13 protein-coding genes and 3 pseudogenes are annotated in these 14197 nt (G+C 64.9%); 6 read left to right on the forward strand and 10 right to left on the reverse strand.

Annotated features, from left to right (window positions below):
- The 6 genes and pseudogenes from I71_RS39650 to aspS form a co-directional block, all read right to left on the reverse strand.
- Positions 1-123: pseudogene (locus tag I71_RS39650) on the reverse strand (isoprenyl transferase); the annotation flags it as partial.
- Positions 124-129: 6 nt separating this feature from the next.
- The gene (frr, locus tag I71_RS11125; protein ID WP_042694938.1) at positions 130-651 is read right to left on the reverse strand and encodes a ribosome recycling factor; all 522 of its coding nucleotides are present in this window, start codon (positions 649-651) and stop codon (positions 130-132) included.
- 40 nt (positions 652-691) lie between these two features.
- Complete coding sequence (gene pyrH / locus I71_RS11130; protein ID WP_042694923.1) at positions 692-1447, reverse strand: UMP kinase; 756 nt, start codon at positions 1445-1447, stop codon at positions 692-694.
- A 67-nt stretch (positions 1448-1514) separates the two neighbouring features.
- Positions 1515-2447, reverse strand: a pseudogene (gene tsf, locus I71_RS11135) (translation elongation factor Ts).
- A gap of 149 nt (positions 2448-2596) precedes the next feature.
- Positions 2597-3376, reverse strand: a complete 780-nt coding sequence (gene rpsB, locus I71_RS11140; protein WP_042694925.1) for a 30S ribosomal protein S2 — start codon at positions 3374-3376, stop codon at positions 2597-2599.
- Positions 3377-3617: 241 nt separating this feature from the next.
- Complete coding sequence (gene aspS, locus I71_RS11145; protein ID WP_042694939.1) at positions 3618-5444, reverse strand: aspartate--tRNA ligase; 1827 nt, start codon at positions 5442-5444, stop codon at positions 3618-3620.
- A gap of 368 nt (positions 5445-5812) precedes the next feature.
- Here aspS and rnd point away from each other — a divergent pair, with 368 nt between their 5' ends.
- Both rnd and I71_RS11155 read left to right on the forward strand, forming a co-directional pair.
- Complete coding sequence (gene rnd, locus I71_RS11150; RefSeq protein ID WP_042694926.1) at positions 5813-7003, forward strand: ribonuclease D; 1191 nt, start codon at positions 5813-5815, stop codon at positions 7001-7003.
- 306 nt (positions 7004-7309) lie between these two features.
- Positions 7310-8596 (forward strand): hypothetical protein, encoded by a 1287-nt coding sequence (locus I71_RS11155; protein ID WP_042694928.1) that lies wholly within the window; start codon positions 7310-7312, stop codon positions 8594-8596.
- Between the two features lie 9 nt (positions 8597-8605).
- Here I71_RS11155 and I71_RS11160 read toward each other — a convergent pair whose 3' ends face one another.
- On the reverse strand, positions 8606-9367 hold the full coding sequence (locus I71_RS11160; RefSeq protein ID WP_042694930.1) for an SDR family oxidoreductase: 762 nt from the start codon (positions 9365-9367) through the stop codon (positions 8606-8608).
- A gap of 142 nt (positions 9368-9509) precedes the next feature.
- Between I71_RS11160 and I71_RS11165 the strand changes: the two genes are divergently transcribed.
- On the forward strand, positions 9510-10376 hold the full coding sequence (locus I71_RS11165; RefSeq protein WP_083897095.1) for a YicC/YloC family endoribonuclease: 867 nt from the start codon (positions 9510-9512) through the stop codon (positions 10374-10376).
- Positions 10377-10430: 54 nt separating this feature from the next.
- Entirely contained in the window at positions 10431-11078 is a 648-nt protein-coding gene (gene gmk, locus I71_RS11170; protein WP_042694932.1) for a guanylate kinase, read from the forward strand.
- A 59-nt stretch (positions 11079-11137) separates the two neighbouring features.
- On the opposite strand, the gene I71_RS11175 is transcribed toward gmk, so the two are convergent.
- Positions 11138-11869 (reverse strand): DUF6065 family protein, encoded by a 732-nt coding sequence (locus I71_RS11175; protein ID WP_042694933.1) that lies wholly within the window; start codon positions 11867-11869, stop codon positions 11138-11140.
- Between the two features lie 246 nt (positions 11870-12115).
- On the opposite strand from I71_RS11175, the gene I71_RS11180 reads away from it, so the two are divergent.
- Together I71_RS11180 and I71_RS11185 are read left to right on the forward strand one after the other, a co-directional pair.
- Positions 12116-13243, forward strand: a complete 1128-nt coding sequence (locus I71_RS11180) for a PLP-dependent cysteine synthase family protein (RefSeq protein WP_042694934.1) — start codon at positions 12116-12118, stop codon at positions 13241-13243.
- A gap of 14 nt (positions 13244-13257) precedes the next feature.
- Positions 13258-13677, forward strand: a complete 420-nt coding sequence (locus I71_RS11185; protein WP_042694935.1) for a winged helix-turn-helix domain-containing protein — start codon at positions 13258-13260, stop codon at positions 13675-13677.
- Positions 13678-13741: 64 nt separating this feature from the next.
- Here I71_RS11185 and I71_RS11190 read toward each other — a convergent pair whose 3' ends face one another.
- Positions 13742-13984, reverse strand: coding sequence for an Lrp/AsnC ligand binding domain-containing protein (locus tag I71_RS11190; RefSeq protein ID WP_042694936.1), 243 nt, complete (start codon positions 13982-13984; stop codon positions 13742-13744).
- A gap of 4 nt (positions 13985-13988) precedes the next feature.
- A pseudogene (locus tag I71_RS11195) lies at positions 13989-14197 on the reverse strand (DNA helicase); the annotation flags it as partial.

Genomic DNA, 14197 nt, shown 5'->3' on the forward strand with positions numbered 1-14197 from the left:
GCCCTTCTTGTGACCGGCGGTGCGCGGCAAGCCGCGCGCCTTGCCCAAACGCCCGTTGCCATCCATGATGATGGCGACGTGCGCAGGGGCCGTGTGGACCCGGTTGTCGTCCGCGTCGCGCATTCCGGATCAGACCTGCATGATTTCCTTTTCTTTTTGCGCAAGCGAGTCGTCGACCATCTTGATGTACTGGTCGGTCAGGGTCTGCACCTTGTCCGACTGGACCTTGTGCTCGTCCTGGGTGATCTCGCTGGCCTTCTCGGCCTTCTTCAGACCGTCCATGCCATCGCGGCGGATGTTGCGGACCGCGACGCGCGCCTGCTCGGCGTATTTGTGGGCGACCTTCGCCAGTTCGGCGCGGCGCTCCTGCGTCAGGTCGGGCAGCGGCACGCGGATGACCTGACCCTCGGCCTGCGGGTTCAGGCCGAGGCCGCTGTCGCGGATGGCCTTCTCAACCGCCTTGGTCATCCCACGGTCCCACACCTGAACCGAGATCAGACGCGGCTCGGGCACGGAAACCGTCGCAACCTCGCGCAGGTGCATGCGGCTGCCATAGGCCTCCACCATCACCGGTTCGAGCAGGTTGGACGAGGCGCGTCCGGTGCGCAGACCGCCCAGTTCCTTGCGAAATGAGTCAAGCGCGCCTTCCATGCGGCGCTTCAGATCCGATAGGTCGGGCGCAGCCACGGGCCTACTCCCTTTCTTCCGTTATGATGGTGTGCTTGCCACGGCCCTGCATCACTTCGGCGAAGGCGCCGGGCGTGTGGATCGAGAAGACCAGAATGGGAATGTGGTTCTCGCGCGACAGCGCGATCGCCGACGCGTCCATCACCTGCAGTTCCTTGGTCAGGACATCCATGTAGGTGAGGCGTTCGTAACGCTGGGCCGACGGTTCCTTCTTCGGATCGGCGGTATAGACGCCGTCGACCTGCGTCCCCTTCAGCAGACCGTCACAACCCATCTCGGAAGCGCGCAGCGCCGCGGCGGTGTCGGTGGTGAAGAAGGGGTTGCCGGTGCCGGCGGCGAAAATCACGACCCGGCCCTTTTCCATGTGGCGGACGGCGCGGCGCCGGATATAGGGCTCGCAAACCGTCGACATGGGAATGGCCGACTGCACCCGCGTACTGACGCCCATCCGTTCGAGCGCGCTCTGCATCGAGAGCGCGTTCATCACGGTGGCAAGCATGCCGATATAGTCGGCCGAGGCACGCTCCATACCGCTGGCCGCACCCTTCACACCCCGGAAGATGTTCCCCCCGCCGATCACCAGACAGACCTGGACACCGAGCGCAATGACCGCCTTCACCTCGCTGGCGATGCGGTTCACCATCTCCGGGTCCAGACCATAGTCGCGCTGACCCATCAGCGCCTCGCCCGACACCTTGAGGAGGACGCGCTTGTAGCGGACGCCCTCGGCCGGCGCGGTGGTCCCGGTGGCTTCGACCATGGGGGGAACGCTCCCTTGTTGTTTCAGACTGCGGCGTACGGATCTTGAGCGTTCGACCTTAGCGGTCTCAGCCCTGACCGCCGGCGGCGGCGGCGACTTCGGCGGCGAAGTCCGACTGGGCCTTCTCGATGCCCTCGCCCAGCGCGAAGCGGGTGAAGGCCGTGACCTTGACCGGAGCGCCGATGTCCTTGGCGGCGTTCTCCACCACCTTGCGGACCTTGGTCTCACCGTCGATCACATAGGTCTGCTCCAGCAGGCAGACTTCCTCGTAGTACTTGCGGACGCGGCCTTCGACCATCTTCTCGATGATGTTCTCCGGCTTGCCCGAAGCGCGGGCCTGCTCGGCCAGCACGTTGCGCTCACGCTCCAGCGACGAGCTGTCGACATCGGCGATGTCCAGCGCGTCCGGACGGGCGGCGGCGATGTGCATGGCGATCTGCTTGCCGAGATCGGCCAGCTTGCCGGCGTCGCCGGTCGACTCGAGGGCGACCAGAACACCGATCTTGCCCAGGCCCGGCGCGATGGCCGAATGGACGTAGATGACGACCACACCGGCGGAAACCGACAGGGTGACGCTGCGGCGCAGGTTCATGTTCTCGCCGACGGTGGCGATCAGGCTGGTCAGCTCGTCCTGGGCGGTGTGCGAGGTGCCCGGATACGCAGCGGCCTTCAGGGCCTAGACATCGCCACCGGTGGCCAGGGCCAGTTCGGCGGCCTTGGCTGCGAAAGCCTGGAACTTGTCGTTGCGGGCGACGAAGTCGGTCTCGGCGTTCACCTGGACGACGGCACCCTTGGTGCCGGCGGTGGAGACGGCGACCAGACCCTCGGCGGCGATGCGGCCCGACTTCTTGGCGGCGGCAGCGAGGCCCTTTTGTGCAGCCAGTGGACGGCGCCCTCGAGGTCGCCCTGCGTCTCGTTCAGCGCCTTCTTGCAATCCATCATGCCCGCGCCGGTCTTCTCGCGCAGTTCCTTGAGCGAGCGAGGCGGTAATCTCGGCCATGCCGGGCCCTCTTCCTTCCAAGCGATCCGGCTGGCGGATCGGATTGAGTCACAAAGTCAAAACGGGTGGCAACCCATCAAAAAGGCAGCCCATAAAAAAGGCAGCCGGGCCATAGGTCATAAGGCCCGGCTGCCCTTGAACCGTCAGGGTCAGGCCTGGGCGGTCTCGGCGGTCTCTTCCTCCGGCAGCTGCTCGGCCGGAGTGTCCTCGGCGGCGCCGACGTCGATGCCGGCGGCGCTCATCTCGGCCTGCAGGCCGTCAAGCACGGCGCCGACCGTCAGGTCGCAGTACAGCTCGATGGCGCGCAGCGCGTCGTCGTTGCCGGGGATCGGGAAGGCCACGCCGTCCGGATCGGAGTTGCTGTCGAGGACCGCGATGACCGGAATGCCCAGCTTGTTGGCTTCCTTGACCGCGATCGACTCTTTGTTGGTGTCGATGATGAAGATGACGTCCGGCAGGCCGCCCATCTCCTTGATGCCGCCCAGCGCACGTTCCAGCTTGTCGCGCTCGCGGGTCAGTTCCAGCACTTCGCGCTTGGTCAGACCCGAGGTGTCGCCCGACAGACGCTCTTCCATCTCGCGCAGGCGCTTGATCGACTGGGAGATGGTCTTCCAGTTGGTCAGCATGCCGCCGAGCCAGCGGTGGTTGACGTAGTACTGGCCGCACTTGGCGGCAGCCTCGGCAACGCGCTCCTGGGCCTGGCGCTTGGTGCCGACGAACAGGACGCGGCCACCGCCGGCGACGACGTCGCGCACGGCCTGCAGGGCGCGGTGCAGCATCGGAACGGTCTGTTCGAGGTCGATGATGTGAACGCCATTGCGGACGCCGAAGATGTACTGGTTCATCTTCGGGTTCCAGCGGCGGGTGTGGTGACCGAAGTGGACACCGGCTTCCAGCAGCTGGCGCATGGTGAAGGTGGGCATGGTCATGTGGAAAAAATCCCTTTTTCCGGTTGCTCCGCCGCGGGCATTGTCGAGTGCGCATGGAGTCCATGGCCCAAGACACCGGATCGGGCCATCGGAGTAAAGCCGAGGGTCCGCCAGCCCGCGTGAGGTTTTGACGACGGCGCTTACATAGCCCCACACGCGCATGTTGACAAGGAAAAAGGCCACCCGGACCTGCATCCGGATGGCCTTTTCACCAATTCGCAAAAGACCGGCCGCGAGACCTTTAAGCCTGCGGCGCCGAGGGCGCGGCGACCTTCGGCTTCGGCAGGTCCAGCTTCAGATGCAGTTCCCGCAGGCGGGCGGTGTCGACCGGCGCCGGCGCCTGCATCAGCAGATCCTCGGCCCGCTGGTTCAGCGGGAAGGCGATGACTTCGCGGATGTTCGGCTCGTCGGCCAGCAGCATGACGATGCGGTCGATGCCCGGAGCCGAACCGCCGTGCGGCGGGGCGCCCAGCTTGAACGCGCTCAGCATGCCGCCGAATCGGGCTTCCAGCTCCTCCGGCGGATAGCCGGCGATCTCGAAGGCCTTGTACATCACTTCCGGCAGATGGTTGCGGATGGCGCCGGACGACAGCTCCACGCCGTTGCAGACGATGTCGTACTGGTAGGCCTTGATGTCGAGCGGGTTCATCGTCTCCAGAGCCTTCAGGCCGCCCTGGGGCATGGAGAAGGGGTTATGGCTGAAGATGACCTTGTTGGTCTCCTCGTCCAGCTCGTACATCGGGAAATCGACGATCCAGCAGAAGCGGAAGGCATTCTTCTCGATCAGGTCCAGTTCCTCGCCGATGCGGGTGCGGGCGAGACCGGCCAGCTTGGCCGCCGGGCCGGGCTGGTCACAGACGAAGAAGATCGCGTCGCCGTCCTCAAGGCCGGCCAGCTCGCGCAGGGCGGCCTGGGCGGCCTCCGGCACGAACTTGGCGATCGGACCCTTGCCGCCGGCGGCTTCCATGACGATGTAGCCGAGGCCGGGGGCGCCGAGACCGCGGGCCCAGTCGTTCAGCTTGTCGAAGAAGCTGCGCGGGCGATCGGAGACCTTCGGGGCGCGGATGGCGCGGACGACGCCGCCCTTCTCCAAGGTCTGCTTGAAGGCGCGGAATTCCACGTCGTCGCGCTTGAAGACCTCGGTCACGTCGGTGATGACCAGCGGGTTGCGCAGGTCCGGCTTGTCGTTGCCGTACTTCAGCATCGACTCGGCGTAGGAAATACGACGGAACGGCAGTCCGTCGATGGCCGGCTTCGAGTCGCGGCGGAAGCCGCCGAACTCGTCGAAGATGCCGTGCAGGACCGGCTCGATGGCGGAGAAGACGTCTTCCTGGGTGACGAAGGACATCTCGAAATCTAGCTGGTAGAACTCGCCCGGGCTGCGGTCGGCGCGGGCGTCCTCGTCGCGGAAGCAGGGGGCGATCTGGAAGTAGCGATCGAAGCCGGCGACCATCAGCAGCTGCTTGAACTGCTGCGGCGCCTGCGGCAGGGCATAGAACTTGCCGGGATGGTTGCGGCTGGGCACCAGATAGTCGCGCGCGCCCTCCGGCGATGAGGCGGTGAGGATCGGCGTCTGGAATTCGGTGAAGCCCTGGTCGATCATGCGGCGGCGCGCCGAGGCGATCACGCGCGAGCGCAGCATGATGTTCTCGTGGATGCGCTCGCGGCGCAGGTCGAGGAAACGATAGCGCAGGCGCACGTCCTCGCCGGCATCGGTGTCCTGGTTGACCTGCAGCGGAATCTGCTCGGCCTCGCCTTCGACGGCCAGTTCGGCGATCTGCAGCTCGATGCGGCCGGTGGGCAGCTTGTCGTTGATGGTCTCCGCCGTGCGCTTCACCACCTTGCCGGTGACGGTGATCACCGATTCCAGCTTCAGCCGGTTCGCGACCTCGAAGGCCGGGTTGGAGGTATCGACCACGCACTGCGTCAGGCCGTAATGGTCGCGCAGGTCGATGAACAGCAGCTGTCCATGGTCGCGCTTCCGGTTCATCCAGCCAGACAGGCGGACGGTTTCACCGGCATTCTCTTCACGAAGCTGGCCGCAGGTGTGCGTGCGGTAGGGGTGCATGGGTCGAAACACCTTGAAAAGGGCGGATTCCGGCGGAAAAAAGCGGTTCGACACACCACACCGGACGCGCGCGAAAGTCAAGCCGCGATGGGCGAAGCGCTGCACGGCCGCAATCGGCGCGGCAGTCAGGACTGCGGTGCGGATGGAACGTTTGGAACGGCATGAAACATCCTGGGCCACCCTGTCCACCTGTTCCATCCCCCGCCGGGACGCCCGCGCAGCCGAAGGATACCAGCACCGGCGCCACCGGTTAAGCGTGGGGGAAAATTCTGGTCGGCCCCGCCGTCCCCCCTGCCCTTTCCGAACGCCGAGCGGATTCGCGCGTCGCCGGACTTTCACGCGTCCCTTCGCTCGTGTATGAAGCAACCATGACGCTCATCACGACAACCGACGCCCTTCAAGCCTTCTGTCAGTCGCTGGCGGGGGCTGAATACATCACGGTCGACACCGAGTTCCTGCGGGAAAAGACCTATTGGCCGCAACTGTGTCTCGTCCAGATCGGCGGGCCCGACGGCGCGGTCGCCATCGACCCGCTGGCCGACGGCATCGACCTGGCGCCGCTGTTCGCGCTGATGAGCGACCCGTCGGTGCTGAAGGTGTTCCATGCCGCCCGTCAGGATGTCGAGATCTTCTGGCATCTGTCCGGACGGATCCCGCACCCGCTGTTCGACACCCAGGTTGCGGCAATGGTCTGCGGCTTTGGCGAAAGCGTCGGCTACGAGACGCTGGTGACCAAGCTGGCCGGTGCGCGCATCGACAAGTCCAGCCGCTTCACCGACTGGTCCCACCGGCCACTGACCGACCGCCAACTGACCTACGCCCTGTCCGACGTGATCCACCTGCGCCCGGCCTACGAGAAGCTGAAGCGCCGCCTCGCCCGCTCCGGCCGCTCGCACTGGCTGGAAGAGGAGATGGCGATCCTGACCGACCCGCACACCTATCAGGTCGATCCGGAAAGCTCCTACCTCCGGCTGAAGGTACGGACCAACAAGCCGCGCTTCATGGCGATCCTGAAGGAACTGGCGGCCTGGCGCGAGCGCGAGGCCCAGCGCCGTGACCAGCCGCGGTCCCGCGTGCTGCGCGACGAGGCGCTGCTGGAGATCGCCGCCCATGCGCCGACGACCGTCGACGACCTCGCCCGCACCCGCGGGCTGGGCCGCGGTTTCGCCGAAGGGCGCCAGGGAGCCGACGTGCTGGCTGCCGTGCAGACGGGGCTGGACCTGCCGGACAGTGACCTGCCCCGCGTCGAGCCGCGCGAGGAACCGCCGCCGGGACTGCAACCCATCGTCGAGCTGCTGCGCGTTCTGCTGAAGATGAAGTGCGACGAGAACAATGTCGCGGCGAAGCTGGTGGCGTCTTCGGCCGATCTGGAAGCGCTGGCCGCCGACGATCTTGCAGACATTCCGGCGATGCAGGGATGGCGGCGCGAACTGTTCGGCAATGATGCACTTGCCTTGAAGCATGGAAAGATCGGACTTGCGGTCATAGATCGTCGCGTCCGCATCGTGCCTGCTGGCGAACCCCGCCCGTCCGCAACCTCGCCCGAATCGGAAACTTGACCTTTTCGGATGGCGTCGCTTCGATGACTGCGGCGCCTTTGGCTGGCGTCCGGAGGTCTCCTGCATCCGGACTTTAGCCTTAAGTGCTTTTTAAAGAAAGTTACCGCTAAGATTGGTTCGGAATCGCAGCATCCGTCTGACCGGACATTGCCAGCCTGATTGCAGCGTGCCGATGTACGAACCGATGTACGAACCGGGGACCCAGCGCAGGCCCCCGGACAGGAACAAGAAAGGCTGCCGAACAACGAGCGGCCGATGATACGGGTGGTTGGCAGGCGTGACGCTTGTTGTGGGAGTGAACAAGGTATGAGCAGGTTTGGCGGCAGACCACCCATTGGACGGGACCGTGTCCGGCTTTCCACCACGGAAAAGCAGGCCGCCGTCGCCGCCGCCAAGGATCAGAAGCCGGAGTTCGACAACGACAAGCTGCTCAATCTGCTGCGGTCGGCAAAGAACGAACTGCAGGGCATGCGGCTGATCCATATGCACCTGTCGCTTTTGAAGGACCGCGACCCGACCAGCCAGATGATGGTGCGCTCCATCATCCAGGAACTTGCGAACAAGGCCTCCTACCTCCAGTCCTTCAACATCTCCAACGGCGACGTCATCATCCTCTACAAGGGGTTGAAGCTGACCGGCGTCACCGACGTCTGCCAGACGGTGGAGCAGGTCTTCCTGTCGAAGACCACCTTGACCGGTCCGAACCCCTATAAGGAATATTCGCTCTACTCGATCATGGAACTGGCGTTGAACTTCATCAACGTCATCCGTTTCATCGAGGAATTGCAGGCGAACGAGACCGGGCAACACGTCACCGAGACCAAGCCACCGATCACGCTGGAGGAACTGGGCAAGCTCGAACGCTCCATGCAGATGTTCGACCTGTCGCCATTCCTGTTCAACCAGGGCATCGCCAACATCGGCAGCGGCGATGCGGAGATGGAATATTACGAACTCTACATCTCCATCAAGCTGTTGCAGGAACGTCTCTGCCCCGATTACGACATCACCGCCAACAAGTGGCTGTTCAACTACTTCACCGCCAATCTCGACCAGTCGGTGCTGCGGGCGCTGAACCATGGGCTGAGCTTCATGCGCGGCCGGCGGATCGGCATCAACATCAACCTTTCCACCGTCATCTCGACCGGCTTCGTCAAGTTCGACGAACGCCTGCCGATCGATTTCCGCGGGCAGGTGGTGCTTGAGGTGTCGAAAGGCGATCTGATCGAGAATCTGTCCCTGTTCAACGAGGTGGTGGAATTCGCCCAGGACCGCCGCTACCAGATCGCGGTGGATGGCCTGAATCCCTTCTGGGTTACGAATTTCGATCTGGAATATCTGAACGCTGATTACGCCAAGATTTTCTGGTCCAACGACATGCTGGAAATGGACCCGTCGTTCGAGAAATACTTTCGCGACCGGATCGCCGAGCAGGACCGCTGCAAGTTTATCCTGGCGCGCTGCGACAGCGTGACCAGCCTGGTCTATGCCCATAAGATGGGGATCAATCTGGTCCAGGGCCGCGCGGTGGACAATATCATGCGCAAGGGCGTCAGCGTCCGCGAGGCCATCGCCCACGCGAAGGTGGATTGACGGACCCGTTCACGCCTTGCGCGGCGCCCGCCGCAGCACCCCGTCGGTCCAGGACGGTGGAAGCAGCGCCAGCAACCAGACTGCGGCCATCATCGGCCAGGGGAAGGCAATTCGCGCGGCGTTGCGCTCCAGTCCGCGGCGGATGACACGGGCAGCGGCATCCGTTTCCATCAGGAAGGGCATGGGGAAGCGGTTGACGGCGGTCATCCGGCTTTTGACGAATCCAGGACAAATCACCGAAACCCCGATTCCCTCCCCGGCCAGATCGCCGCGCAACGACTCGCCATAAACCCGGACCATCGCCTTGCTGGCACAATAGGCCGGTGCACCGGGAAGGCCACGGAAGCCGGCAAGGGAGGCCATGATGGCGATCTGTCCCTGCCGCCGGGCCCGCATCGCCGGAATCAGCGGATGGATGCTGTTCAAAACGCCGTCGACATTCACTGCCAGGATACGACGGGCCTGTTCCTCCGTCTCGCTGCCATCGCCGGTGCCGGCCGACATGCCGGCATTGGCGATCAGCAGATCGACGGGCGTTTCGGCATCGACGCGGGCCAGCCACTCCGCCATGGCGCCGCGATCCGCGACATCGATTGCCGCTGCGTCGACCCGGGCACCGGCGGCGCGGCAACGCTCCGCAACCGCTTCCAGCCTTGCAGAGTCGCGACCGGTCAGGGCGAGCACCGTTCCAGGGCCGGCATAAAGGAGCGCCAGGGCCTCGCCGATGCCGCTGGAGGCGCCGGTGATGACGATGGACCGCGGTTGCTTCATGAGGTTTCCATCCCGTCCGTCGACCTCTGCATGGCGCCGAAGCTTGTTGTGGGGTGATGTCGAGTCTATAAGCACGACACGAATCGACACCGCTTTTCACATGAGGCCACCTTTGCCAGCCCATCGCCCCGTCATTGCCAGCATGACCGGTTTCGCGCGCGTCGACGGGCACGGCGACGGCTATTCCTGGACCTTCGAGGCCAAGAGCGTCAATGGCCGCAGCCTGGATCTGCGCTGCCGCCTGCCGTCAGGCTTCGACAGCATCGAGGCGGCTGCCCGCGCCGATGTACCGAAAAGGCTGGCCCGCGGCAACGTCAACCTGACGCTGACCGTCAACCGCACGCATGCGGTCTCGCAACTGCGCATCAACCGCGAGCTTCTGGCCCAGGTCCTGAAGATCGCACGCGAAATTGAGGGGGAGGGCGCGGCTCCGCCGCGGCTCGATTCGCTTCTGCCCGTCCGCGGCATCATCGAACCGGTGGAAGAGGATGAGACCGAAGCGCGTGAACGGGTCGAGTCGGCGCTGAAGGGCGATTTGACCAAGCTGATCGACCAGCTGGTGGTCAACCGCCTGGCCGAGGGTGCGCGCATCGCAGAGGTGCTGAACGGCCATCTGGACGAGATCGCCCGGCTGGTGGATGCCGCCGCAGCTTGTGCCTCGACCCAGCCGGACGCATTGCGCGAAAAGCTGCGCGCCCAGGTCGCCGCGATCCTCGGATCCTTCCCCGCCCTGTCGGAAGACCGGGTGGCCCAGGAGGCGGCGATCCTGATCGGCAAGGCTGACGTGCGGGAGGAACTGGACCGCCTGCGCGCCCACATCCAAGCAGCCCGCGACATGATGGCGGAGGGTGGCGCCATCGGCCGCCGGTTCGATTTCCTGTGTCAGGAGTTCAACCGCGAGGCCAACACGCTCTGCTCCAAATCGGCGGATGTCGAACTGACCCGCATCGGCCTGTCGCTGAAAGCCTCGATCGAGCAGCTGCGCGAACAGGTCCAGAACATCGAATGACGATCGTCGCCGTACGACCCGGCATTGAATGACCGCCAACAGCGAGTGAGCGCCATGGCTGCGACCACCACCTCCCCGATCCACCGGCGCGGCCTGATGCTGGTGCTGTCGTCCCCCTCGGGGGCCGGCAAGACCACCATCGCCCGCGGTCTGCTGGAGCGCGATCCCGGCATCACCATGTCAGTGTCGGTGACCACCCGTCCGATGCGCCCCGGCGAGGCCGAAGGGCTGGATTATTACTTCATCGACCAGCAGCGTTTCGACCGCATGGCCGAAACCGGCGACCTGCTGGAACATGCCCGCGTTTTCGGCAACTGCTACGGCACACCGCGGCTGGCGGTCGAAGATGCACTGGGCGCCGGACGCGACGTGCTGTTCGCCATCGACTGGCAGGGTGCGCAGCAGTTGGCGCAGAATGCCCGCGACGATCTGGTCAGCGTCTTCGTCCTGCCCCCATCGGTCGGCGAGCTGGAGCGGCGCCTGCGCGGCCGCGGGCAGGATTCGGAGGAGGTCATCGCCAACCGCATGGCGAAGGCCTCGAACGAGATCAGCCATTGGCCGGAATACGACTACGTCATCGTCAACAGCGACGTGGGCGAGAGCATCGCAGCGGTCGAGTCGATCCTGCATGCCGAAAGGCTGCGCCGCCGCCGGCAGGTCGGCCTGCCGGAGTTCGTCCGCAGCATTCAGGACACGTTGTAGCTTTATATTTGACGATCGGAATCACGCGTCAAATCGACTCCGATTTTGCCCGATCCGATCTAACTGCTTGGAAACGGCTTTGCCCGCACCTTGATTTCATGGTCGGGCGGGCCGTCGCTTCCGTCCGGCCTCTTGCCGCGGTAATAGCCCTTCTGCCAGCGTTCCTGCGCGGCAGTACTCCCCGGCGTCTGCAGATCGCTGTTGAACTGGCTGCGCGACGCTGCCCAGGCGCGATATTGCGCCGCCGTGTCCGGATCGCTGTCCAGATCGCGGACTTCCGGCGTCAGGCTTTCCACCAGACCGCGTTGGATCGGCATCAGATGGGCGAAGGGTTCCCCCTTCTCCCACGTCACCGGTACGCCCGGCGCGGTGAATTTCCAGTTCATGGTGAATGGATAAGGCGACCAATCGGTCTCGATGATCCCCGACAGGCCAAGAATGCCGTGCTTTGGGTGGTTGAGCGGACCGGTGACCATCAGATTGACTCCCGGCGGCGTGCGGAACAGCGCGGCGACATGGAAGGTCAGCACGCCGCTGCCGAAATGGCTCGCGGGCAGCAGGGGATGCCGCTCTTCCGCGGTGACGGTGATGGCCTCCAGCCCTGTGCCTCCATCCCACACCGCCGTCACCCGCACCGGGCAGCAGACCTCCCACCCATGCATGCTGGCGATGTTGAGCGGCAGGCAGCGGTACCCGTACTGCTCCGGCAGCGCGTCGATCCAGTCGCGGGTCGGACGGGCCGGGCGGATGTCGGGCAGCACGCCCGAGAGCGGATATGCGATCAGAGTCATGGTGCCGCATCCTGCCAGACTTCGTTCTCCGGCGTAACCCGGGGAACGGCGATGCTCACACGCCTGGGAACCGACAATGCGGCACAAGAGCAATTGCGCCGCCCCGCTGTCGGAGGGCTTTCGGCATTCGCTGCCCGCATTCGTCAGGGCTTGCCGTCCGCAGCGGAAGAGAGGGATATTCTACCGGATGCAATCGGTAAAATTCCGCGCTATGGATGCGGCCAACGAACCGTCCGACAGGATCCCATGACCGCCACCCTCCCCGCCCCATCCTCCCCCACCGTTGCCCGCCGGGGCTGGCTCGACGAGGCGTTGCGCCGGATCGAGGCGGACGTGAATCGCTCGGCCGACACCCATCTGCTCCGGCTGCCGATCCCGGCGGCGCAAGGCATCACCCTGTATCTGAAGGATGAATCGACCCATCCCACCGGAAGCCTGAAGCACCGGCTGGCACGGTCGCTTTTCCTCTATGCCATCTGCAATGGCTGGGTGCGCGAAGGCACGACGGTCATCGAGGCGTCGTCGGGATCCACCGCGGTGTCGGAGGCTTACTTCGCGCAGCTGCTGGACCTGCCCTTCGTCGCCGTGGTGCCGCGCAACACCTCGCCGGCAAAGATCGCGCAGATCGAGTTCTATGGCGGGCGCTGCCATATGGTGGAGCGCGCGTCGGAGGTCTGCGCCGAAGCGCAAAAGCTGGCCCGTGACTGCGACGGCCATTTCATGGACCAGTTCACCTATGCCGAGCGCGCCACCGACTGGCGTGGCAACAACAACATCGCCCAGTCGATCTTCGAGCAGTTGGCGCAGGAACCGCATCCGGTGCCGGACTGGATCGTCTGTGGTGCCGGTACCGGTGGCACATCGGCCACCTTCGGGCGCTATGTGCGCTATCGCCGGCTGCCGACCCGGGTCTGTGTGGCCGACCCCGAACATTCGGCCTTCTTCGATGGCTTCCGCGACGACGACCCGAAGGCCAGCGTCGGCCGCGGGTCGGGCATCGAGGGCATCGGGCGGCCGACGGTGGAACCGTCCTTCCAACCGACGGTCATCGACCGCATGATCCGCGTTCCCGACGCCGCCAGCATCGCCGCCGTCTGGGTGCTGCGCGACCGGCTGGGCCGCGCCTGCGGCGGTTCCACCGGCACCAATCTGGTGGGGGCCATCGAGCTGATCGCAGGAATGATGCGCGAGGGCAGGAAGGGCAGCGTCGCCACGTTGATCTGCGATCCCGGCGACCGCTATATGGGGACCTACTTCAATCGGGATTGGCTGACGGCGACCGGGCTGGACATCGATCCCTGGTGCGAGCGGATCGACGACTTCTTCCGCACCGGCGCCTGGAGCGGCGACGGACTGGAAACCGCCGAGCGCTGAACGGAGAGACGGCAATGACCCGGATGCGGATCCGCATCGACTTCGAGAGCGGCGGCTCCATCGGTCCCGGCAAGATCGCGCTGCTGGAACGGATCCGCGACACCGGTTCCATCTCCGCCGCCGGACGGGCGCTGGGCATGTCGTACCGGCGGGCATGGCTGCTCGTCGACGATCTGAACCGCATTTTCCGCGAACCGGTGGTGAGTGCGGCGGTCGGCGGCAAACACGGTGGCGGAACGGTGCTGACCGCGGTCGGCGAACAGGTGATCGACCATTACCGCGCGGTCGAACGCGAAGCGCATGTGGCGACCGCCCATCGTCTGGCGGCGCTGATGGCGGGAACGAATCCGGATTATGGCACGGACAAGCAGGTGGACGACGGGAGCTTCGTCAACGATCCGGAGGTGGGTCCGGGGTGCCGACCGGAAAAATAAGAAAGGACAACGAAAAAGGCCGAGCAATTTGCCCGGCCTTTTTCTTTCAGAACACCAGCATCGCCTATGCAAACGCTTTGTACGCTATCAGTGTAAAGGTGTCGCGCACGCCCGCCAAAGTCTGCACATGTTCGGTGACGAAGCGGCCGATGTCATCGTCCTGTTTCAGATAGCACTTCATCAGCAGATCATACTGTCCGGAGATGGAATGCACCTCTGAGACCTGCTCAATCAGCTGGACAGCCTGGTCGGCGACCTCATAGGCCCGGCCGAGATCGCATTTGACCATGACGAAGATGGTCTGCACCGGCTCAGCCCTCCTGCGACGAGTCGATCGACGCTTCGCTGGTCGGACGCGGACGGGCGGAGCGCAGCATGAAGGCCGGCATATGGTCGCCGAAACCAATCACCTGAACGTCGTCGTCATCGTCGTCGCGACGGCGGCGGCGGTCGCCACGGTCACGGTCGCGCCGCGGCTCGTTGTTGCGGCGGGATTCGGCGGCGGCCAGCAATTCGCGGG

This window comes from Azospirillum sp. B506, from assembly GCF_000333595.1.
Taxonomy (GTDB): domain Bacteria; phylum Pseudomonadota; class Alphaproteobacteria; order Azospirillales; family Azospirillaceae; genus Azospirillum.

Coding starts and splice junctions, on each gene's coding strand:
- I71_RS11165 (WP_083897095.1), top strand. CDS start 9,510: ATGACCGGTTTCGCGCGCGTCGACGGGCACGGCGACGGCTATTCCTGG.
- pyrH (WP_042694923.1), bottom strand. CDS start 1,447: ATGGTCGAAGCCACCGGGACCACCGCGCCGGCCGAGGGCGTCCGCTAC.
- aspS (WP_042694939.1), bottom strand. CDS start 5,444: ATGCACCCCTACCGCACGCACACCTGCGGCCAGCTTCGTGAAGAGAAT.
- I71_RS11185 (WP_042694935.1), top strand. CDS start 13,258: ATGACCCGGATGCGGATCCGCATCGACTTCGAGAGCGGCGGCTCCATC.
- rpsB (WP_042694925.1), bottom strand. CDS start 3,376: ATGACCATGCCCACCTTCACCATGCGCCAGCTGCTGGAAGCCGGTGTC.
- rnd (WP_042694926.1), top strand. CDS start 5,813: ATGACGCTCATCACGACAACCGACGCCCTTCAAGCCTTCTGTCAGTCG.
- gmk (WP_042694932.1), top strand. CDS start 10,431: ATGGCTGCGACCACCACCTCCCCGATCCACCGGCGCGGCCTGATGCTG.
- I71_RS11175 (WP_042694933.1), bottom strand. CDS start 11,869: ATGACTCTGATCGCATATCCGCTCTCGGGCGTGCTGCCCGACATCCGC.
- I71_RS11180 (WP_042694934.1), top strand. CDS start 12,116: ATGACCGCCACCCTCCCCGCCCCATCCTCCCCCACCGTTGCCCGCCGG.
- I71_RS11160 (WP_042694930.1), bottom strand. CDS start 9,367: ATGAAGCAACCGCGGTCCATCGTCATCACCGGCGCCTCCAGCGGCATC.
- I71_RS11155 (WP_042694928.1), top strand. CDS start 7,310: ATGAGCAGGTTTGGCGGCAGACCACCCATTGGACGGGACCGTGTCCGG.
- frr (WP_042694938.1), bottom strand. CDS start 651: ATGGAAGGCGCGCTTGACTCATTTCGCAAGGAACTGGGCGGTCTGCGC.